Genomic DNA, 18,690 nt, shown 5'->3' with positions numbered 1-18,690 from the left:
TGTAAGAGCATGTTGAGTACGCGGCGGAGGCAGGACGTGTCCCGGCGGGAGTGTGCCCGTCCGGCCCTGCGGTCATCCGCCAGACAGCTAGCAATCAGTCGATTCGGCGACGCCTGCCCCGGCACGGTGTTTATGTCACCCCGTGTGGTGGCGCAGAACATATCATGCGCCACTGGCGGGCATGGCGTTCCAAACGTTCGTTTCCCCTAGTGCGACGATGATGTCGTCGCCAGCGGGGATGTCATGTTCTTCGTTCGGGCCTGCGTGTCTGCAAAGCAGGCGCAACTGACGGGCGCTTGATGCCCATTTGAACGAACCTCGAATATAACAGTAAAGCGATAACGCAGCAATTGGCGTCAAGTCGGTCTCGCTGCGGTAGAATGTCGGTCGGCGACAATTCGGTGGCGATTTGTAAAGGAGAGGGTGCGCATGGCCGAAGGCCGCGACGTACAGTGGGTGGAAATAAGCGAAGGGCAGGTCGGACAACGTATCGACAATTTCTTGCGTACGCGGCTCAAGGGGGCGCCCAAATCCTTGATCTATCGCATCGTGCGCAAGGGTGAAATTCGCGTCAACAAGAAGCGGGTCAAGGCGGACTACCGACTGGTGCTGGGCGACATGGTGCGTATACCGCCGTTACGCCTGGCGCCCGAAGAAGCCGTGCGCGAAGTCAGCGATGGGCTGCGCAATCTTCTGGCGGGCAGCGTGCTGGTCGAGGGCCCAGACTGGTTAGTGCTCAACAAGCCGGCCGGGCTCGCTGTGCATGGGGGCAGTGGCGTGAAGATCGGGTTGATCGAGGCGTTGCGCCAGGTCCGTGACGATCTCGATTTTCTGGAGCTGGTGCATCGCCTGGACCGTGATACCTCCGGTTGTCTGTTGCTGGCCAAGTCTCGAGAGGCGTTGGTGACTTTGAATCAGGCGCTCAAGGCGCACCAGATGGATAAGCAGTACCTGGCCTTGGTTCAGGGGCGCTGGCCGGCTAGGCGCGAGTTCGTCAGCGCCCGGCTCGATCGCTTCAATGCAGGTAACGGCGAGCGACGTGTACGTGTCGATAACCAAGGCAAGGTGTCGCGCACGCGTTTCGCCGTGCGCGAGGCATTCTCACGCGTCACGCTGATCGAGGCCGAGCCGGTGACCGGACGCACCCACCAGATTCGCGTACATGCTGGGCATGCTGGGCATGCACTGCTGGGTGACGACAAGTACGGTACTCGCGAGGGCGCCCGTTTGGCGCGTGAGTTGAAACTCGATCGCTTGTTCCTGCATTCCCATGCCTTGACCTTTCCCGAGCCCACGAGCGGTCGCCCGGTGCATGTCAAGGCGCCGCTGGGGGAAACGCTCGAAGCGGTGCTGGCGAGAGCGCGTCGTGCCAATTGATTGGCTCATGAGTCGCGAGAGTGCGGCATCGAATAACGCCGATGAGGGGAAAGTGGTTTGCGCTATCGTTTAGTGATCTTCGACTGGGATGGCACCTTGATGGATTCCGCGGCGCGGATTGTCGCCTGCATGCAAGCCGCCGCGCACGATATCGGCTGGGCGCCGCTGTCGGATGCGGCGGTACGTGACATTATTGGGCTGGGGTTGCCGGAGGCCATCGCCAAGCTATGTCCGGACATGGCGGCAGATCAACGCGAGCGATTGCGTGAGCATTACGCAGCGCATTTCGTCGCCGCCGAGCGAGAACCGATGCACTTCTTTGATGGGGTGGCGTCCGGTATGGCGCGCCTACGGGGTGAGTCGAGCCTGCGACTGGCAGTGGCGACCGGCAAGAGTCGCCGTGGGTTGGAGCGCATTTTCAAGAGCACCGGCAGTGGCGAATGGTTTCACGCTAGCCGTACGGCCGATGAAACGCTGTCCAAGCCGCACCCTCGCATGCTGGAAGAATTGTTGGCCGAGATGCGTTTGGCGCCGGAAGAGGCATTGATGGTCGGCGATACCGAGTACGACATGGAAATGGCGCGGGCACTGGGCATGGATCGCGTGGCGGTGACCTATGGCGTTCATGCCCGCGAGCGCTTGGCGCGTAGCGAGCCGGTGCTGATGGCCGATACGTTCTCGGCGTTGATGGATTGGCTGTATGTGGATCACCACGATGACGTACGTGATACAGAGCTGGGTACAGTGAGGCGGAGTGAAATCTCATGAGTGACGATAACCGCGAAGACGCTTGGACGCAGGGCCCTGAGGTCGAGCGTGCGTCGCGCGGACGCACCGCCGACGAGTCTGACGAAGAGGCGACAAGCGATCCCGAGCGCTTGCGTGAGCTTCGGCGCCTGCGCGAACAGCGCATGCTCGATCGCTGGATCGATGGCGTGCTCGTCGAGCAGCGGCGTTCACGGCGCTGGAAGCTATTCTTTCGTCTAGTGGTCGTGCTGCTGATTGCGTCATCGCTGGCGATGACGGCGTATGCGTTATTCTTCGCCGATCGCGACATGGCCGGTGGTGTCGGTGCGCCCCATCTGGGCGTCGTCGAGGTCGACGGTGTCATCGATGCCGATGGCGAGGCCAGTGCCGAACGCATCATCAAGGGGCTGCGTGCCGCCTGGGAGGCGCCGTCGTCGCGGGCGGTGGTGCTGCATATCAATAGCCCCGGTGGCAGCCCGGTGCAGTCACAGCGCGTATATGATGAAGTGCGCCGTTTGACGGAAAAGGGCGACAAACCGGTCGTCGCGGTGATCGAGGATATCGGCGCGAGCGGCGCCTACTACATGGCGTCGGCGGCGGACGATATCTATGCCGCCCCGGCGAGCCTGGTGGGGTCCATCGGTGTCATTTATTCCGGCTTCGGGGCGCAGGAGGCCATCGATAAGCTGGGTATCGAACGCCGGGTCTTCACCTCTGGTGAGAATAAGGCGTTTCTCGATCCTTTCTCCCCGATGCGCGATGAGCAACGTGAATTCTGGCAGAACGTGCTGGATACCACTCATCGTCAATTCATCGAGGACGTCGAGGATGGGCGCGGCGAACGCCTGGCCGACGACCCCAGGCTCTTTTCCGGCCTGGTCTGGACCGGGGAGCAAGCGCTCGATCTGGGGCTGATCGATGGCTTGGAGAGTCTCGATGGATTGTCTCGGGAGCGCTTCGATAATGTGCAACTGCATGATTATACGCCAGCGCTCGACCCCTTGAGTCGCTTGTCACGCCAGCTAGGGCGTGTCGCGGCCGAGTGGGCCGGGATCTCCAGCAATGCGTCGCCCGTGCGCTATCAAGTACAATGATGGCCAGGTGCAATGACGGCGCCAGGCCGGTTATCACCCCAGCGGGTCGAGGCCGGCATCGCGCAGCATTTCACACAGGCGTATCAGCGGCAGGCCGATCAAGGTGTTGGGGTCACGCCCTTCGAGGCGTTCGAAGAGCGTGATGCCCAACCCTTCCATGCGAAAGCTGCCGGCACTATCCAGTGGGCGCTCCTTTTCGACGTAACGCTCGATCTGGGTGTCGCTGAGTTCGCGAAATACGACATCGTAACGTTCATGATCGACCCAATGACGCGCGTGGGCGGTATCGATCAGGGCGATGCCGGTTAGAAAGCGAACGTGCCGGCCTGAAAAGCGGCGCAAATTAGCGCGGGCGGTGGCCATGTCGCCGGGTTTGCCGAGTACCTCACCCTCGAAAAGGCAGACCTGATCCGAGCCGATGATCAAGTGTTCGGGATATTCGCCGGCGAGTGTCGTGGCCTTGCCTAGGGCGAGGCGATGCACCAGAGCCTGGGGGGATTCGCGGGGGTGAGGGGTTTCGTCGATATCCGGCGAGGCCCACGCATAGGGCAGTTCGAGACGATCGAGAAGCTGGCGGCGCCAACGGGAGCCGGAAGCGAGGACAAGGCGAGTCATGGCGTCTCCTGGAAAAACGATGGCGGGGTGGCGTGTCAATTCGCAGTCTGTCGCGTCCAGTCGGTTCTGTACAGTGCGCTTGTTTTGACAGCGTCGGGGTGAGTCCCTATTATTGCGCGCCTATGTTAACCACACGACTCCCCAAGCAGGTCGAGCCTTATAAGCTCGCTGCCAATCGCGAACGTCTCGAAGGGCTGGTAGCGCTTGATGCGATGCAGCGTCTAGGCGAAGAGATCGGCAAGCAGCAGGGCGACTGCGAGGTACGCCTGAGTTTCGATATCGATACGCAAGGGCGGCGCCTCATGGACGGTCATCTCTTGGCGCATGTGCAGATACCTTGCAGGCGCTGTCTAGAGTTCATGCCGGTGACGTTGGAGAGTCGCTTTCTGTTGGGTCTTGTCACTGACGATAGCCTGGCGGGCGATTTACCGAGCGATTACGAGCCGGTCTTGGTGGAAAACGAACAGCTGAATCTTCTGCCGGTCGTCGAGGATGAGCTCATCCTTAGCCTGCCGCAGGTGGTTTATCATGACGAGGCGGATTGCGCCGTTTCGCGCGACCAGCTGGAAAGCGGCGCTGATGCCGAGGTGTCGGAACAGCGTCCTGCAAGCCCTTTCGAAGCGCTGCGTAATTTGAAAGGCAAACTTTGAATCATCGTTGACACTCTGGAGTGTAACCCATGGCAGTTCAAAAAGTCCGCAAGAGCCGTTCCAAGCGTGGCATGCGTCGTAGTCACGATGCGTTGAGCGCACCGACCCTGTCTCAGGACAAGGAAACCGGCACTACGCATCGCCGTCACCACGTGGCGTCCGATGGTTTCTATCGTGGCCGCAAGGTCTTCGACGTTTAAGACGTCGTTGACGCGCACGTGACCGTGCGAATCGCTATCGATGCGATGGGCGGGGACCTGGGTCCCCGCGCCACCGTCAACGGCTCTCTCCAGGCGCTCGCCATGCACTCGAATCTCGAGATTCAGATGCACGGCCCTCGCGACGCCTTGGAAGCCGAGCTAGAGTCCCTTCCCAAACGCCTTTCCGGCTATCGCCCCCGTCTCGTCCTGCAGCACGCGCCGCGTGTCATTTCGCAGGCCATGCGGGTAGCGAATGCCGTACGTGAGGCCAGCGGGTCGAGCATGCTCGGTGCCATCGCGAGCGTTCGCGACGGCCACGCGGATGCCTGTGTCAGCGCGGGGAATACCGGGGCGTTGATGGCGCTATCAAGACGTGAGTTGGGCACGGTCAAGGGCATTGCCCGGCCTGCCATCAGCACGGCGGTGCCAACTCAGGGCGGCGGGCAGTGTTATCTGCTCGACCTGGGTGCCAACGTCGGTGTTCAGGCTCATCATCTGGTCGATTTTGCGCGCATGGGCGCGATCATGGCGCGGGTGATCGATGATGTGGCGACGCCCCGTGTGGCGCTCTTGAATATCGGTGTCGAAGCCAATAAAGGCGTGCCCAGCGTACGCGAAGCGGATGAGTATCTGCGCCAAGGTGTGGCGTGCCATCGAGATGGTTATAGCTTCGATTATATCGGTTACCTAGAAGGCGATGGCGTCTTCTCGGGGGCGGCGGATGTCGTGGTGTGCGACGGTTTCGTAGGCAACGCGGTTTTAAAGGCCAGCGAAGGCTTGGCGACGATGTTGCTGTCGCGTTTGCAGGAGACGTTCGAGGCGCATCTGACCACGCGCTTGGTGCGTGCCATGGCAAGGCCTGCGTTACTTCGTCTCAAGCGGCGACTCGACCCGGTACGCTATAATGGCGCGAGTCTTCTGGGGCTGTCGGGTATTGTCGTCAAGAGTCACGGTGGGGCAGACGCCAAAGGCTTTGCCTATGCGATTTCACGCGCGGTGCGCGAGGTAGACATGGATTTACCTTCGCATCTGGCACGGGAGTTGAGCGATACGGTGCGCCCTGAGCCTTCTATCCTCTCGGTCGACTCCGATAGCGGTCGAGCGGATAGTGGGTTAGCGAGCGATGCTCAACCCGACGACTCCCATCCTCAAAGGTGACTGTCATGACACAATCCCTCGCCCTCGTCTTTCCGGGGCAGGGCTCCCAGCAGGTCGGCATGCTGAGGGAGCTGGCCGAGCGTTACAGCGTCGTGCGGACCACGTTCGACGAAGCGTCCGGTGCGTTAGGTTACGACCTCTGGAAAGTCGTGCAAGAAGGCCCCGAGAGCGCCTTGAACGCTACCGCCTGCACGCAACCTGCACTGCTGACCTCTAGCGTCGCGATCTGGCGCGTCTGGCAAGAGCTTGAGGGCCCTCGCCCTCTGGTGATGGCGGGGCATAGTCTGGGTGAATACAGCGCCATGGTATGTGCCGGTGTCATCAGCTTTGCGGAAGGCGTGCGCCTGGTGCGTCTGCGCGGTGAGGCGATGCAGGCAGCGGTACCGGAAGGCCGTGGCGCGATGGCGGCGGTGCTGGGTCTCGATGATGCGACGGTCGAGACGGCATGTCGTGAGGCAGCGCAAGGTGAAGTGGTCGCGGCGGTCAACTATAATGCCCCGGGGCAGGTCGTGATTGCGGGCGACAAGGCCGCCGTTGAACGGGCCATTGGCTTGTGCCAGGAAGCTGGCGCCAAGCGGGCCTTGCAACTGCCGGTGTCGGTGCCCTCGCATTGCAACTTGATGCAGCCGGCTGCCGAGCGCCTCGCAGCGGAAATCGATCGACTCGATCTCAGAACGCCACGCTATACGGTGGTACAGAATGTCGATGCGCTTGCGCATGAAGATGTTCAAACGCTCAGTCAGCGTCTCGTCGAGCAGCTTTATCGACCGGTACGTTGGACGGATTGCATCAACGCCATGTATGAACGTGGCGCTCGGGTCTTTGTCGAATGTGGCCCGGGTAAGGTTCTGACCGGACTCAATAAGCGAATTCAACGCCAAGCCAAGGGGCTTGCCGTCAACGACCCCGAATCGCTCGAGAGCGCACTGGAATTGGCGCGTAGCGAAGGGGAGCAGTCTTAGTGATGAATGCGGGAAACCAGATGACAAGCGAACGCAGGATAGCCCTGGTCACCGGTGCCAGTCGTGGCATTGGACAGGCGATCGCCCGTGAGCTGGGCCGTCAAGGACGTGTGGTGATCGGTACTGCCACCAGCCAATCCGGTGCCGACAAGATCGATGCCGATCTAAAGGCGCACGATGTCGAGGGCGCTGGTCGCGTGCTCGACGTCACTGACCAGGCTAGCGTCGAGAGCCTGATCAAAGCGATTGGCGACGAGTTCGGTGCACCGACCATACTGGTCAACAATGCCGGCATTACGCGCGACAATCTGCTGATGCGCATGAAAGAAGACGAATGGGATGCGGTGCTCGACACCAATCTCAAGTCGCTTTATCGCGTCACCAAAGCGTGCGTGCGTGGCATGACCAAGGCGCGTTTCGGGCGTATCGTCAGTATCAGCTCGGTAGTCGCCAGCATGGGCAATCTGGGACAGACCAACTATGCGGCGGCCAAGGCTGGCATGGAAGGGTTTTCTCGTTCCCTGGCGCGTGAAGTCGCCTCGCGTGGCATTACCGTCAATAGTGTCGCGCCGGGGTTCATTGCCACCGACATGACACAGGCGCTACCCGAGGCCCAGCACGAAGCGTTACTGGGACAGATTCCTGTGTCGCGTCTGGGCGCCCCCGAGGAAATTGCCGCTGCCGTGGGCTTTCTCACCAGCGACAATGCCGGCTACATTACCGGTGAGACGCTGCAGGTCAACGGCGGCATGAATATGCGTTGACGCTCTCCAAGGCGCTGTTGCGTCGTCTGGGAGCGGTCTATAAACTAGCCGCAGCTTTTCAGAGCTAGCGGATTCGTACCACTAGGAGTAACAAGAGAATGAGCACCATCGAAGAGCGCGTGAAGAAGGTTGTGGCTGAGCGCCTGAACGTCAAGGAAGAAGACATCCAGAACACGTCTTCCTTCACCGAGGATCTCGGCGCCGACTCGCTGGACACTGTCGAGCTGGTGATGGCGCTCGAAGAAGAATTCGACACCGAGATTCCCGACGAAGAAGCCGAGAAGATCACGACCGTTCAGGAAGCGATCGATTACGTCGTCGCTCACCAGTAAGTAGAGCGGTACCGGGTCGCCCGGTTCGACATCGACTCGCGAAGGCCGCTCTGCCATCAGGGCGGCCTTCGTCGTTTGTGCATGCGTGCGGTCTCCATCCCGTCGGTGTTTCGGGTATAATGCGCGCCAAACACGGCACTGCCGTGCCAACTCGCAAGTCTGGAGGAGAGCTGATGCCTCGTAAAAGGGTCGTGGTAACCGGACTGGGTCTGGTGACCCCGGTCGGTAACAATGTCAAGGAAAGCTGGGATAACATCCTGGCAGGCAAGAGCGGCATCGCACCGATCGACCACTTCGATACCACAGGATTCAATACGCGTTTCGGCGGTTCGGTGAAGGACTTCGACATTAGTCCTTACCTGAACCCCAAGGAAGCGCGCAAGATGGATCTGTTCATTCAGTACGGGATCGCGGCGGCGGGTCAGGCCATCGCCGATGCTGGGCTGGAAGGCAATAGCGAGAATGCCGATCGTATCGGTGTGGCGATCGGTTCGGGCATCGGGGGGCTGCCGATGATCGAGCATAACCACAATGCCTTGAATCGTGGTGGCCCGCGCAAGATCTCGCCGTTTTTCGTCCCCGGGTCGATCATCAATATGATCTCCGGCAATCTGGCGATCCAGCATGGCTTTCGCGGCCCCAACATCGCCATTACCACGGCTTGTACCACGGGGACGCATAATATCGGCTACGCGGCCCGCACCATCGCCTATGGCGATGCAGATGCCATGGTCTGCGGGGGCGCCGAAATGGCTACCACGCCGCTGGGCCTGGGTGGCTTTTCTTCGGCGCGTGCGTTGTCCACGCGTAATGACGACCCCGCCGCAGCAAGCCGCCCCTGGGACCGCGAACGGGATGGCTTCGTGCTCTCCGATGGCGCCGGGGTACTGGTGCTCGAAGAGTACGAGCATGCCAAGCAGCGTGGCGCGCCCATCTATGCCGAGCTTCTGGGCTTCGGCATGAGTGACGATGCTTACCATATGACCGCACCCAATGGCAGTGGGGCGGAAATGGCCATGCGCAATGCCGTCAAGGACGCCGCTATCGATGCCGGTCAACTGGATTACATCAACGCGCACGGAACCTCGACCCAGGCGGGGGATGTCGCCGAGAGTCAGGCCGTGGAGCGCGTCATGGGCGACGCAGCCCAGTCCGTAGCGGTCAGCTCCACGAAATCGATGATCGGTCACTTGCTGGGAGCCGCCGGTGCTGTCGAGGCGATTTTCAGTGTGCTTGCCATCCGCGATAGCGTTGTGCCGCCAACCATCAACCTCGAAGATCCCGACGAGGGGTGCACGCTAGATTACGTGCCGAACGAGGCGCGCGAGAAGTCGGTAGCGTACAGCCTGTCGAATTCCTTCGGCTTCGGCGGCACCAATGGGTCACTGATCTTCGGCCGCGTTTAGGCGCCATGGCTGACGAGGCAGTACCGTTCGACGATCGCGGCTTCGCTTATGGGGACGGTCTCTTTGAGACCGTCCTCGTGCGTGATGGGCGTCCTTTATTGTGGGACGCGCATTTACGGCGACTGGCACGCGGTGCCGAGCGGCTGGAAATTCCATTGCCGGATACACAGACCTTGGCGAGCTTGCCAGGGCAGGCGGGGGCCGGATTGTGCGTGCTCAAGCTGCTCGTGACCCGTGGCAGCGGCGGGCGTGGTTATGCATCTCCCGAATCGCCCGCACCGCGCCTGCGTTGGCGGTGTATGCCATTCACACCGCAGTCTGCGTATTGGCGCGATGGGGTACGCGTTCGCCTGTGTCGGTTGCGCTTGGGACACCAACCTTTCTTGGCAGGAATCAAGCATCTCAACCGTCTCGAGAACGTCATGGCGCGTCGTGAGTGGTGTGATCCCGATGTTGCCGAAGGCGTGTTGTGCGATCAGTACGATCGTCTCGTCGAGGCGACTAGCATGAACCTGGTGTGGCGGCGGCACGGCATTCTCGAGACCCCCGACCTGACGGCATGTGGCGTGGAAGGTACGCTGCTGGCGGCGTTACGCCAGCGCTTGCCGATTCATGCACGCGACGTTGGAATCGAGGCGTTGATGGAGGCGGATGCAGCCTGGGTCATCAATTCGGTTCAAGGGGTTTGGCCCCTGAAACAGCTGGACGATACCGACGGTACCTGCCTGAAGCGGTGGGCGGTACACACTGCGCATCGACAGCTTCAACAGCATGCCCACCCATTGCTGGGCTACCCCCATGACGCCTTCGATGAGGCGTGAGACAAGGTATCGACATGCGAGTGGTGAAGGTTTTCATAGGGATTGCGATATTGGCTGGCGTGGCCGTGTTGGGCGCCTATCAGTACTGGCAATCCCGCCTGGCGGCTCCGCTGGCCCTCGATCAGACGGCGATTTACGAAGTGCAGCGTGGTGCGGGGTTCTTGCGTGTCATCGGTGAACTCGAAGAGCGCGGTATTATCGACGCTGCCTGGCCGTATCGCGTGCTGGCACGGCTCTCGCCCGACGAGGTCAATGGATTGCGTTCCGGCGAGTTCGAACTCGACCCCGGGATGAGCGGCAACGATATGGTGGCGCGATTGTCCAGCGATAATGTCGTGTCCTATCGGTTTACCATTCCCGAAGGGTGGACGTTCGCGCAGATGCGCCGCGAATTGGATGCCGCTTCCAAACTCGAGCACCGTACTCGAGACATGAGCGATGACGAGGTCATGGCGGCGTTGGGGCACGAGAACGAATATCCTGAAGGACGTTTCTTTCCCGATACGTATCGTTATCACAAGGGAATGACGGACCTCGAGGTATTGCGTCGCGCCTACGAACGCATGGCGACCACTCTGGAAGATGTCTGGGCAAAGCGGCATGACGACTTGCCCCTCGATAGCGCCTACGAGGCACTCATACTGGCTTCATTGATCGAACGCGAGACGGGCGTTCCGGAAGAGCGACGCCAGATTGCCGGCGTCTTCACGCGGCGCCTCGAAAGCGGCATGCGATTGCAGACCGATCCCACGGTGATTTACGGCATGGGAGACGAATACGATGGCAATATCACGCGGGCCGATCTGCGTCGAGAGACGCCCTATAACACCTACGTGATCGACGGACTACCGCCGACACCGATTGCCATGCCGGGGGCGGGATCGTTGCAAGCTGCCGTGGATCCGGCCCCGGGTGATGCCTTGTATTTCGTCTCTCAAGGCGACGGCTCGCATCACTTTTCCAGTACGCTGGCCGAGCACAATGCCGCGGTACGTCGTTACATTCTCAATCGCTGAGCGGGGTAGACCATCGCCATGACGCCAGGACGTTTCATCACCCTCGAGGGGGGCGAAGGGGTGGGGAAGTCCACCAACGTGGATTTCGTGTGCGACTGGCTGAGCGCTCGCGGTATCGAAGTGCTGCGTACGCGTGAGCCGGGCGGAACCCCACGTGCCGAGGCGATTCGTGCGCTGCTGCTCGACCCGGCACCGCAGGAGCCGCTCGATGACACGGCCGAATTACTGCTGATGTTCGCGGCGCGTGCCCAGCATCTGGCGGCCAAGATTCGTCCTGCGTTGGCGCGGGGCGTGTGGGTCGTCTGCGACCGTTTTACCGATGCGACTTTCGCCTATCAGGGTGGCGGACGTGGGTTGGACGAGTCGCGTATCGCGACACTCGAAGCCTTGGTGCAGGATGATCTGCAACCCGATCTGACGCTGTTACTGGATATGCCGGTCGAGGCCGCCCAGCACCGTGTCGAACATCGTGGCACCACGCGTGACCGTTTCGAGCGCGAACGGCAGCACTTCTTCACTGCCGTGCGTGACAGTTATCTTGCCCGCGCCGCCCATGCACCGGCGCGGTTCGCAGTGATCGATGCCGACCAAGAGCTGGATGCAGTCCAGGCGTCGATCGCCGATCATCTGGCAGCGAGAAACGCATTATGGTCGTGACGCCACTGCCTTGGCAGCGTGACTTGTGGCAGCGCCTGATTCGCCAACAGGACGCGGGCCGTTTGGCGCATGCACTATTGATCTCGGGCCCGCATGGGGTCGGCAAGCACGATCTCGCCGATGCCCTGATAGCCCGTACGCTGTGTCATGCACCGGGTGACACCGCTTGTGGCGAGTGCCATGCCTGTCACATGCTGGCGTCGGGATACCATCCCGATCTGCTCGATATCACCCCGGCAGAAAAACGTCGCCAGATACGTATCGATCCGATTCGACAGGTCAATGCCTTCGTGTCGCAGACCGCGCAACAAGGCGGCTATCGCGTGATTCGCCTGCATCCCGCGGAAGCCATGAATGTGGCGGCTTCCAATGCTCTCCTCAAGAGTCTCGAAGAGCCGGGCGCGAAGACCCTGTTCGTGCTCCTGGCGGATATTCCCTCGCGCATGCTGCCGACCATCCGTTCGCGGTGTCAGCATTGGAGCTTGGGCGTGCCCGAGCCACACAGCGCCCTGGAGTGGCTGAACGAACGTTTCGAAGACCCCGAGCAAGCGCGTTTCTGGTTGCGCGTGGCCGGTGGTTTGCCTCAGTTTGCTGTCGAGCTGGCCGAGGGGCGAGGCTTGCGCCAGGAGTTGCGTGAACTCTTCGATGCCTTGGTGCGTGGCGCGGAGCCGGTCGCCGAGGCGGCGCGTCTCGATCCTCAGTCGTTGGACCGCGTGCTGTGGTACGGTATCGTCTGGCTCGAAGACTTGATTCGCCTGGGTGTCTCCGGTGAAGCACAGCACGTGCGCAACCCGGACCTTCTGCCGCTGTATCGCCAGGCCGCCAAGAATGCGCGGGTTCGCGATTGGTTTCGTCTGCTCGACTACGCGCGCGAACAGCGTCGTTTGATCGCTGCCGGGGGCAATCCCAATGCACAGTTGGTGCTGGAAGCCTGGCTGGTGCGATGGGCGTCGCTGTTGCGCTCGTGATCACGCCACGCTGGCGAGGCATCAACATTGTGCATGCAGCTAGACGTGCACCCTGACCGAGGAGTACACGGCGTGGCGCAAAAAGCCTTATCCCTGACGTTTCACGATACGCAGACCCTGCAGGCAGCTTATATGCCCTGGCTGGAACGGGGCGGTATCTTCGTTCCCACGCAGGAGCGTTATGCGCTCGGCGATGCGGTGTATCTGTTGGTCACCTTGCCGGAGGACGCCGAGCGTCTGCCAGTCTCGGGCACGGTTGCCTGGCTGTCGCCGCCGGGTGTCGGCGGGCGACGCGTTCCGGGGATCGGCGTGCATTTCAGCGATGCCGATCAGCGTGTAAGGGAGCTGATCGAAGCTCAGCTCGCAGGCATTACCGCCACACGCCCCAGCTATACCCTTTAGGCCTCGTCTGAAAAGTGCCTGATGCCATGGGCTGGGCCACAACCTTTTCGATTCTTTAGGTACCGCATGTTCGTTGATTCCCACTGCCATCTCGATCGCCTCGACCTCACTGCCCATGACGGCAAGCTCGATAGCGCTCTGGAAGCCGCCCGCCAGCGTGGCGTGCGTCACTTCCTGGCGATTGCCGTCACGCTGGATGACGTGCCTAATCTGGTCGATATCGCGCGCGCCCATGATGACGTGTCACTGTCCGCCGGCGTGCACCCGCTGCATCGAGTCGAGCGCGAGCCCGACGTGCAAGCTATCGTCGACTGTGCCCAGCGTCATGACGCGGTGGCGATAGGCGAGACAGGGTTGGACTATCACTACGATGAAGTGGCTCACGATGTGCAGCGTCAGCGTTTCGCTCACCACCTGCGCGCCGCGCGTGAACTCGAATTGCCGGTGATCGTGCATACCCGTGATGCCAAGGAAGATACCTTGGCGTTGATTCGTGAGCATACCGATCCCGCGGTGGGGGGCGTCTTGCATTGTTTCACCGAAGATCTCGACATGGCACGGGAAGCGGTGAGACTGGGTTTCTACGTTTCGCTTTCCGGCATCGTGACCTTCCGTAACGCCACCTCGGTTCGTGAACTGGCGCGCCTCGTGCCCCTTGACCGGCTATTGATCGAAACAGATAGCCCTTATCTGGCGCCGGTGCCGCATCGTGGCAAGCCCAATGAGCCGCAGTGGGTCGTGGAGGTGGCGGAATGCATTGCCGCCGAGCGGGGTATCAGTGTCGACGAAGTCGCGATGCAGACGAGCGCCAATTTCTACCGGCTGTTCCGCGCCGCATTGCCTGAGGCGCCCGACGATGTGCGCGAGGCATTGTCACAGATGAGCGGCCAGTAACGTCCAGCGAGGAGCGAGCATGCCACTAGAGTCGTTGACGGCACATCTCGACGCATCACCCACGGCAGCGTTGCCGCCGGTCGATACCTGGAACCCGCCTTTCTGCGGTGACATGGCGTTGACCATTGCCGCTGATGGCCGCTGGTGGCATGAAGGTACGCCGATGGGGCGCGCACGCTTGGTACGTTTGCTGTCGCGTCTGCTACGTCGGGAAGAAGATGGCGATTATTACCTGGTCACGCCGGTCGAAAAGCTGCGTATCCAGGTTGAGGATCGCCCGTTTTTGATCGCCGATGCCGATTGTCGCGACGGAGTGTGGACGCTGACCACCAACCTCGGTGATAGCGTCACTCTGGGCGCGGAACGCCGCCTCATGGTCAGCGCTATGCCGGGCGGCGATCCGGTGCCCGAGGTCGCTATTCGCTTCGGGCTGTCGGCACGACTCAACCGCAATGTTTATTATCGCCTGATCGATACCGCCGAGATGCATGAGACGTTCAACGGTAGCGAACTCGGGATATATAGCGACGGCGCCTGGCAGCCCCTCGGCCGGTTGCCCGAGGAGACACCGTGAGCGAGGCGACGCCCGAACAGCGCGCCGTGGTCGCGCATATTGAGGGGCATGCGCGCGTGTCGGCGGTCGCCGGTGCGGGCAAGACCACCACGCTCGTGCAGCGCGTCTTGCACCTGCTGGCCAACCGCGTGCCACCGCAACGTATGCTGGTGCTTATGTTCAATCGCGCCGCGCGCGAGGACTTTACCCACAAGCTGGCTCACGAGGCGGCGGGGCAGCGCCTGCCCGATGTGCGCACCTTTCACTCCATCGGCCATCGCTTGACCCAGACCCTGACGCGCTGGGGGTATCTGTCATCGCGCCAGTTGATCGCTGCCGATTGGCAACGTGAGCGTCTGCTGCGCCAGGCGGTGCAGATGAGCCTGGAACACGCCGACGACAGTCAGCGCCACGCCGCGCTGGAGTCTGATCGTCTCGAAGCGCTGGCGCAGTTCTGCGAGCTGGTCAAGGCTGAGATGTGCGCCCCGGAGCTGCTTCACGAACGTTTGGATTTCGGTGACGGTACCCAGCATTTCTGTGAAGCGTATGCGGTCTTCGAGGAGTTGCTCGAGGATAACGCCTTGATGACCTACGCCGATCTGCTCTATCGGCCGCTGCGCTGCCTGGAAGCGACTCCCGAAGCGCGTTCGCGGGTGCAGGGCTTTCTCGATCATGTGATCGTTGACGAGTATCAGGACATCAACGAGGTGCAGCAGCGCTTATTGGCGATTCTTGCGGGGTCTTCTGCCCAGGTGATGGCGGTGGGCGATGCCAATCAGTGCATCTACGAGTGGCGCGGTGCGCGCCCCGATGCGATGTTCGAACGCTTTACCACCTTGTTCGGTACTGCTCACGATTATCCGCTGTCGTATACCTTTCGGCATGGCCATGTGTTGGCATTGGCGGCTAACCATGCCATTCGCGCCAACCGTCGGCGTCCCGATCAACTATGCCTGGCCGCACCCGGGACGCCGGCGACCCGTGCCGACGTGGCGGTAGGCAGCAGTGCGTTGCTCGAGGCCCTTCAGCAGTGGCGCGGCGACGGGCGAGCCTTGGGCGAGGCCTGCGTGCTGGTGCGCAGTTGGGCGTTGTCCGTCTCCGTGCAGTTGCAGCTGTTGCGTGCCGGCATCCCGTTCCGGCTCGCGCGTGAGGATCGCTTCGTGTTTCGTCTGCCGCTGGTGCAGGCGTTGGCGGGGTATCTGGCCCTGGCGCGTGATGGGCGCCGTTTGCAGGACCCCGAGCAGCTCAACCTGCTGCTGTCGCAGCCGACGGTTTTCGTGCCTCGCGAGACGTTGACCGCCTTGGCGCACCAACTGGCCCAGACTCAGCAATGGCCTGAGCGGCACGACCCTTTGTTGAATGCATTGAAGCCTCTTCAGCGGCGCAACCTCAAGCGTCGCTGGCAGTTGTTATGCGAACTACCACGCATGTCGAATTGGCCGCCGGCCAAGTTGCTTGAACATGTCGTCGAGGCCACCGAGGCGGACAAGGCCCTCAAACGCGCCGCTTCGAGACGCGCCAAGGCCGAGGATGATGTGCGTCTGCTCGATGTGTTGATCGAACAGGCCGGCGAACTGGCTAACGATCCCGAAGGCTTCATCGAGCTACTCAGCCAACCGGTGGAAGCGCGCGAGGATGGCGTGTTGGTGACCACGGTGCATGGCGCCAAGGGACTCGAATGGCCGATGGTCGCGCTGTGGGGGGTCAACGAGGAAGACTTTCCGCACTACACGCGTGAGACGCCTCTGGACGCCGAGCGCCTGGAGGAGGAGCGGCGTCTCTACTATGTAGCGATCACCCGGGCGCGCGAGCGTTTGCTGGTCCTGCATGATGGCGGCGATCATCGTCCCAGTCGCTTCCTCGACGAGACCGCCTGGGACGACTGCCATCGCGCCGCCGCCGCGCTCGGCGAGACACCATCTGACACGCTGGCGGTGCGTGCGCCAGAGGTGGTCGGGCGTTATCTCGAACGTTGTGGCCTGAATCTAACCGTCACTCGTGCGTCAGAACCAGTCGCTGAATCAACGTCTGCGACATGGTCAGTGGGGGAATGGGTGCGGCATGAGGTCTTCGGCGATGGCGAGATCGTGGTGCTCGAGGGCGACCCCGCCAATCCAGTCATCGAGGTGCGCTTCACCCAGGCGGGGCGCCGGCGGTTGATCGCCGCGCGCGCGCCGCTTGAGCATGTGGCGGATCGGGCGGTACCGAGCTGAGTCGCGTATATCCCTCTTGTAAACACATCACTAAGATGTCCCCTCCCGTCGGCGAGGACATCGTGAGCATGGCTACATGTTGGGATAGTTGGGACCGCCACCGCCTTCCGGCGCCACCCAGGTAATGTTCTGGGCAGGATCCTTGATGTCACAGGTCTTGCAGTGCACGCAGTTCTGGAAGTTGATCTGGAACTTGGGTTCGCCGTCTTCTTCGACGATTTCGTAAACCCCTGCAGGGCAGTAGCGCTGCGCGGGCTCGGCGTATTCCGGTAAGTTGACGCGTACCGGAATCTCGGGGTCGGTGAGCCGCAAGTGACAGGGTTGATCCTCTTCGTGATTGGTATTGGAGAGGAACACCGACGATGACTTGTCGAACGAGAGCTTGCCGTCCGGCTTGGGATAGTCGATGGGGGTCACTTCGTTGGCATGGCGCATGCGCGCATGATCGGCGGTGGTGTCGTGCACGGTGGGCAACTTGCCGCCCAGCAGTTGGTCGAGGAAGTTGTAGGCGCCACCTTTGACGGTACCGTATTTGTGAATCGCCGGTCCGAAGCTGCGGCTTTCGGTCAACTCCGCCCAGGCCCAGCTGTTTTGCCATTTCGAGGTGAACGCAGTCAGCTCTGCGCCGCCTTCGTCACCCGCGACGAAGGCCTCGAACACGGCCTCTGCGGCGACCAAGCCGGATTTCATCGCCATGTGGATGCCCTTGATCTTGGCGAAGTTGAGCGTGCCGGCATCGCAGCCGATCAACAGGCCACCGGGAAACGTCATCTTGGGTAGGCTGTTGGCGCCGCCCTTGGTGATAGCGCGCGCTCCATAGGAAACGCGGGAGCCGCCTTCGAGATGTTGCTTGAGCACCGGGTGGTGCTTCATGCGCTGAAATTCATCGAAAGGCGAGAGATACGGGTTGTCGTAGGAAAGGTCGACGATCAATCCCACTACTACCTGCTGGTTCTCGGCATGGTAGAGAAACCAGCCACCATGGGTGTCGCTGGGCAATGGCCAGCCCGAACCATGCAAGACGCGTCCGGGGGCGTGCTGATCGGCGGGTACGTCCCAGAGTTCCTTGAAACCCAGGGCATAGTGTTGGGGATCACGGCCTTCGTCGAGGTCGAAGCGCTCGATCAGGCGCTTGCCGAGATGCCCGCGTGCGCCCTCGGCGAACAACGTGTACTTGGCGCGTAGTTCCATGCCCGGCATATGGCCAGGTTTTTCGCTGCCATCGGCGGCCACGCCCATGTCGCCGACGAGGATGCCGCGTACCGTGCCATCGTCATCATGCAGGCTTTCCTGGGCGGCGAAGCCGGGGAAAATTTCCACGCCGAGTTCTTCGGCCTGCTCGGCCAGCCAACGGCACAGGTTACCAGCGCTGATGACGTAATTGTCATGCGCGCCGCCGGTGTTGTGCATGCTCTTGGGCACCAGGGCATTGGGTAGTTTCTGGGCGCTTTCGGCGTCCTTGAGCAGGTAGAGGTCGTCGCTGATTACAGGGGTATTCAACGGCGCGCCACGCGATTCCCAGTCGGGGAAGAGCTCGCGAAGGGCTCGCGTCTCGAGCACGGCGCCGGAAAGGATATGCGCGCCCACTTCGGAGCCTTTTTCGACCACGCAGACGCTGAGTTCGCGCTGGGCCTCATGGGCCTGCTGCATCAGGCGACACGCCGCCGATAGCCCGGATGGGCCGGCGCCGACGATGACGACGTCGAAATCCATGTATTCGCGTTCCACGGCTTGATCTCCTCCATCTTCGCGTTGGGCGGTCGACGCGCCCGAGCATGCACAGTGTCTTTCGAGCAATGGTGCATGGACAAGTCGCGTTTTTCTTGGTTGTATTCTAAGGATTGTATTTTAAACGGCCGTT

Annotated in this window: 20 protein-coding genes; 18 read left to right on the top strand and 2 right to left on the bottom strand. The window is 61.5% G+C overall.

Annotated elements, in window-relative coordinates; all coding sequences use genetic code 11:
- The first annotated feature begins 429 nt into the window (after positions 1 to 429).
- The 3 genes from L1075_RS00285 to sppA are packed head-to-tail and all read left to right on the top strand — an operon-like array spanning position 430 to position 3,218.
- A complete protein-coding gene (locus tag L1075_RS00285) occupies positions 430 to 1,377 on the top strand; it encodes an RluA family pseudouridine synthase (RefSeq protein ID WP_246894648.1) in 948 nt (315 codons plus the stop codon).
- 57 nt (positions 1,378 to 1,434) lie between these two features.
- Positions 1,435 to 2,145, top strand: coding sequence for an HAD family hydrolase (locus L1075_RS00280; protein ID WP_246894647.1), 711 nt, complete (start codon positions 1,435 to 1,437; stop codon positions 2,143 to 2,145).
- Positions 2,142 to 3,218, top strand: coding sequence for a signal peptide peptidase SppA (sppA, locus tag L1075_RS00275; RefSeq protein ID WP_246894646.1), 1,077 nt, complete (start codon positions 2,142 to 2,144; stop codon positions 3,216 to 3,218). Before L1075_RS00280 ends, sppA begins: the two co-directional genes overlap by 4 nt.
- Before the next feature lie 33 nt (positions 3,219 to 3,251).
- On the opposite strand, the gene L1075_RS00270 is transcribed toward sppA, so the two are convergent.
- The gene (locus L1075_RS00270; protein ID WP_246939077.1) at positions 3,252 to 3,833 is read right to left on the bottom strand and encodes a Maf family protein; all 582 of its coding nucleotides are present in this window, start codon (positions 3,831 to 3,833) and stop codon (positions 3,252 to 3,254) included.
- 122 nt (positions 3,834 to 3,955) lie between these two features.
- Between L1075_RS00270 and L1075_RS00265 the strand changes: the two genes are divergently transcribed.
- From L1075_RS00265 to L1075_RS00195, 15 genes are all read left to right on the top strand, one after another.
- The gene (locus L1075_RS00265) at positions 3,956 to 4,483 is read left to right on the top strand and encodes a YceD family protein (RefSeq protein WP_075367904.1); all 528 of its coding nucleotides are present in this window, start codon (positions 3,956 to 3,958) and stop codon (positions 4,481 to 4,483) included.
- Between the two features lie 29 nt (positions 4,484 to 4,512).
- Entirely contained in the window at positions 4,513 to 4,683 is a 171-nt protein-coding gene (gene rpmF / locus L1075_RS00260; RefSeq protein ID WP_040243667.1) for a 50S ribosomal protein L32, read from the top strand.
- A gap of 24 nt (positions 4,684 to 4,707) precedes the next feature.
- The gene (gene plsX, locus L1075_RS00255) at positions 4,708 to 5,841 is read left to right on the top strand and encodes a phosphate acyltransferase PlsX (protein ID WP_246939490.1); all 1,134 of its coding nucleotides are present in this window, start codon (positions 4,708 to 4,710) and stop codon (positions 5,839 to 5,841) included.
- Between the two features lie 5 nt (positions 5,842 to 5,846).
- A complete protein-coding gene (fabD, locus tag L1075_RS00250) occupies positions 5,847 to 6,803 on the top strand; it encodes an ACP S-malonyltransferase (RefSeq protein ID WP_040243665.1) in 957 nt (318 codons plus the stop codon).
- A 20-nt stretch (positions 6,804 to 6,823) separates the two neighbouring features.
- The gene (gene fabG / locus L1075_RS00245) at positions 6,824 to 7,567 is read left to right on the top strand and encodes a 3-oxoacyl-ACP reductase FabG (RefSeq protein WP_075367920.1); all 744 of its coding nucleotides are present in this window, start codon (positions 6,824 to 6,826) and stop codon (positions 7,565 to 7,567) included.
- A gap of 98 nt (positions 7,568 to 7,665) precedes the next feature.
- Positions 7,666 to 7,899, top strand: coding sequence for an acyl carrier protein (gene acpP / locus L1075_RS00240; RefSeq protein ID WP_011506901.1), 234 nt, complete (start codon positions 7,666 to 7,668; stop codon positions 7,897 to 7,899).
- A gap of 173 nt (positions 7,900 to 8,072) precedes the next feature.
- Positions 8,073 to 9,305: a beta-ketoacyl-ACP synthase II gene (gene fabF / locus L1075_RS00235; protein WP_040243661.1), complete on the top strand. Its 1,233-nt coding sequence runs from the start codon at positions 8,073 to 8,075 to the stop codon at positions 9,303 to 9,305.
- 5 nt (positions 9,306 to 9,310) lie between these two features.
- Positions 9,311 to 10,126 carry an aminodeoxychorismate lyase gene (gene pabC / locus L1075_RS00230; protein ID WP_246939075.1) on the top strand — a complete coding sequence of 272 codons (816 nt, stop codon included), beginning with the start codon at positions 9,311 to 9,313 and terminating at the stop codon, positions 10,124 to 10,126.
- Positions 10,127 to 10,140: 14 nt separating this feature from the next.
- Entirely contained in the window at positions 10,141 to 11,142 is a 1,002-nt protein-coding gene (gene mltG / locus L1075_RS00225; RefSeq protein WP_246939073.1) for an endolytic transglycosylase MltG, read from the top strand.
- Positions 11,143 to 11,160: 18 nt separating this feature from the next.
- Positions 11,161 to 11,799: a dTMP kinase gene (tmk, locus tag L1075_RS00220; protein WP_246939071.1), complete on the top strand. Its 639-nt coding sequence runs from the start codon at positions 11,161 to 11,163 to the stop codon at positions 11,797 to 11,799.
- A complete protein-coding gene (locus tag L1075_RS00215; protein ID WP_246939069.1) occupies positions 11,790 to 12,767 on the top strand; it encodes a DNA polymerase III subunit delta' in 978 nt (325 codons plus the stop codon). Before tmk ends, L1075_RS00215 begins: the two co-directional genes overlap by 10 nt.
- Positions 12,768 to 12,839: 72 nt before the next feature.
- Positions 12,840 to 13,169: a PilZ domain-containing protein gene (locus tag L1075_RS00210; protein WP_343310712.1), complete on the top strand. Its 330-nt coding sequence runs from the start codon at positions 12,840 to 12,842 to the stop codon at positions 13,167 to 13,169.
- 66 nt (positions 13,170 to 13,235) lie between these two features.
- Complete coding sequence (locus L1075_RS00205; RefSeq protein ID WP_040243651.1) at positions 13,236 to 14,063, top strand: TatD family hydrolase; 828 nt, start codon at positions 13,236 to 13,238, stop codon at positions 14,061 to 14,063.
- Between the two features lie 19 nt (positions 14,064 to 14,082).
- Positions 14,083 to 14,637 (top strand): DUF1285 domain-containing protein, encoded by a 555-nt coding sequence (locus L1075_RS00200; RefSeq protein ID WP_246939067.1) that lies wholly within the window; start codon positions 14,083 to 14,085, stop codon positions 14,635 to 14,637.
- On the top strand, positions 14,634 to 16,829 hold the full coding sequence (locus L1075_RS00195; RefSeq protein WP_246939065.1) for an ATP-dependent helicase: 2,196 nt from the start codon (positions 14,634 to 14,636) through the stop codon (positions 16,827 to 16,829). Before L1075_RS00200 ends, L1075_RS00195 begins: the two co-directional genes overlap by 4 nt.
- A gap of 72 nt (positions 16,830 to 16,901) precedes the next feature.
- Here the strand turns inward: L1075_RS00195 and L1075_RS00190 are convergent, their stop codons facing one another.
- A complete protein-coding gene (locus L1075_RS00190) occupies positions 16,902 to 18,542 on the bottom strand; it encodes an electron transfer flavoprotein-ubiquinone oxidoreductase (protein ID WP_075367921.1) in 1,641 nt (546 codons plus the stop codon).
- Positions 18,543 to 18,690: the final 148 nt, after the last annotated feature.

Source organism: Chromohalobacter beijerinckii, from assembly GCF_023061185.1.
GTDB lineage: Bacteria > Pseudomonadota > Gammaproteobacteria > Pseudomonadales > Halomonadaceae > Chromohalobacter > Chromohalobacter beijerinckii.
The sequence above is the reverse complement of the archived record's forward strand: the minus strand, read 5'-3'. Positions and strand labels throughout refer to the sequence as shown.

Excerpts from the sequence above, each read along its gene's own strand:
- L1075_RS00285 (WP_246894648.1), top strand. The coding sequence starts at position 430 with ATGGCCGAAGGCCGCGACGTACAGTGGGTGGAAATAAGCGAAGGGCAG.
- sppA (WP_246894646.1), top strand. The coding sequence starts at position 2,142 with ATGAGTGACGATAACCGCGAAGACGCTTGGACGCAGGGCCCTGAGGTC.
- L1075_RS00270 (WP_246939077.1), bottom strand. The coding sequence starts at position 3,833 with ATGACTCGCCTTGTCCTCGCTTCCGGCTCCCGTTGGCGCCGCCAGCTT.
- L1075_RS00265 (WP_075367904.1), top strand. The coding sequence starts at position 3,956 with ATGTTAACCACACGACTCCCCAAGCAGGTCGAGCCTTATAAGCTCGCT.
- rpmF (WP_040243667.1), top strand. The coding sequence starts at position 4,513 with ATGGCAGTTCAAAAAGTCCGCAAGAGCCGTTCCAAGCGTGGCATGCGT.
- fabD (WP_040243665.1), top strand. The coding sequence starts at position 5,847 with ATGACACAATCCCTCGCCCTCGTCTTTCCGGGGCAGGGCTCCCAGCAG.
- fabG (WP_075367920.1), top strand. The coding sequence starts at position 6,824 with ATGACAAGCGAACGCAGGATAGCCCTGGTCACCGGTGCCAGTCGTGGC.
- acpP (WP_011506901.1), top strand. The coding sequence starts at position 7,666 with ATGAGCACCATCGAAGAGCGCGTGAAGAAGGTTGTGGCTGAGCGCCTG.
- fabF (WP_040243661.1), top strand. The coding sequence starts at position 8,073 with ATGCCTCGTAAAAGGGTCGTGGTAACCGGACTGGGTCTGGTGACCCCG.
- pabC (WP_246939075.1), top strand. The coding sequence starts at position 9,311 with ATGGCTGACGAGGCAGTACCGTTCGACGATCGCGGCTTCGCTTATGGG.
- mltG (WP_246939073.1), top strand. The coding sequence starts at position 10,141 with ATGCGAGTGGTGAAGGTTTTCATAGGGATTGCGATATTGGCTGGCGTG.
- tmk (WP_246939071.1), top strand. The coding sequence starts at position 11,161 with ATGACGCCAGGACGTTTCATCACCCTCGAGGGGGGCGAAGGGGTGGGG.
- L1075_RS00215 (WP_246939069.1), top strand. The coding sequence starts at position 11,790 with ATGGTCGTGACGCCACTGCCTTGGCAGCGTGACTTGTGGCAGCGCCTG.
- L1075_RS00205 (WP_040243651.1), top strand. The coding sequence starts at position 13,236 with ATGTTCGTTGATTCCCACTGCCATCTCGATCGCCTCGACCTCACTGCC.
- L1075_RS00200 (WP_246939067.1), top strand. The coding sequence starts at position 14,083 with ATGCCACTAGAGTCGTTGACGGCACATCTCGACGCATCACCCACGGCA.
- L1075_RS00190 (WP_075367921.1), bottom strand. The coding sequence starts at position 18,542 with ATGGATTTCGACGTCGTCATCGTCGGCGCCGGCCCATCCGGGCTATCG.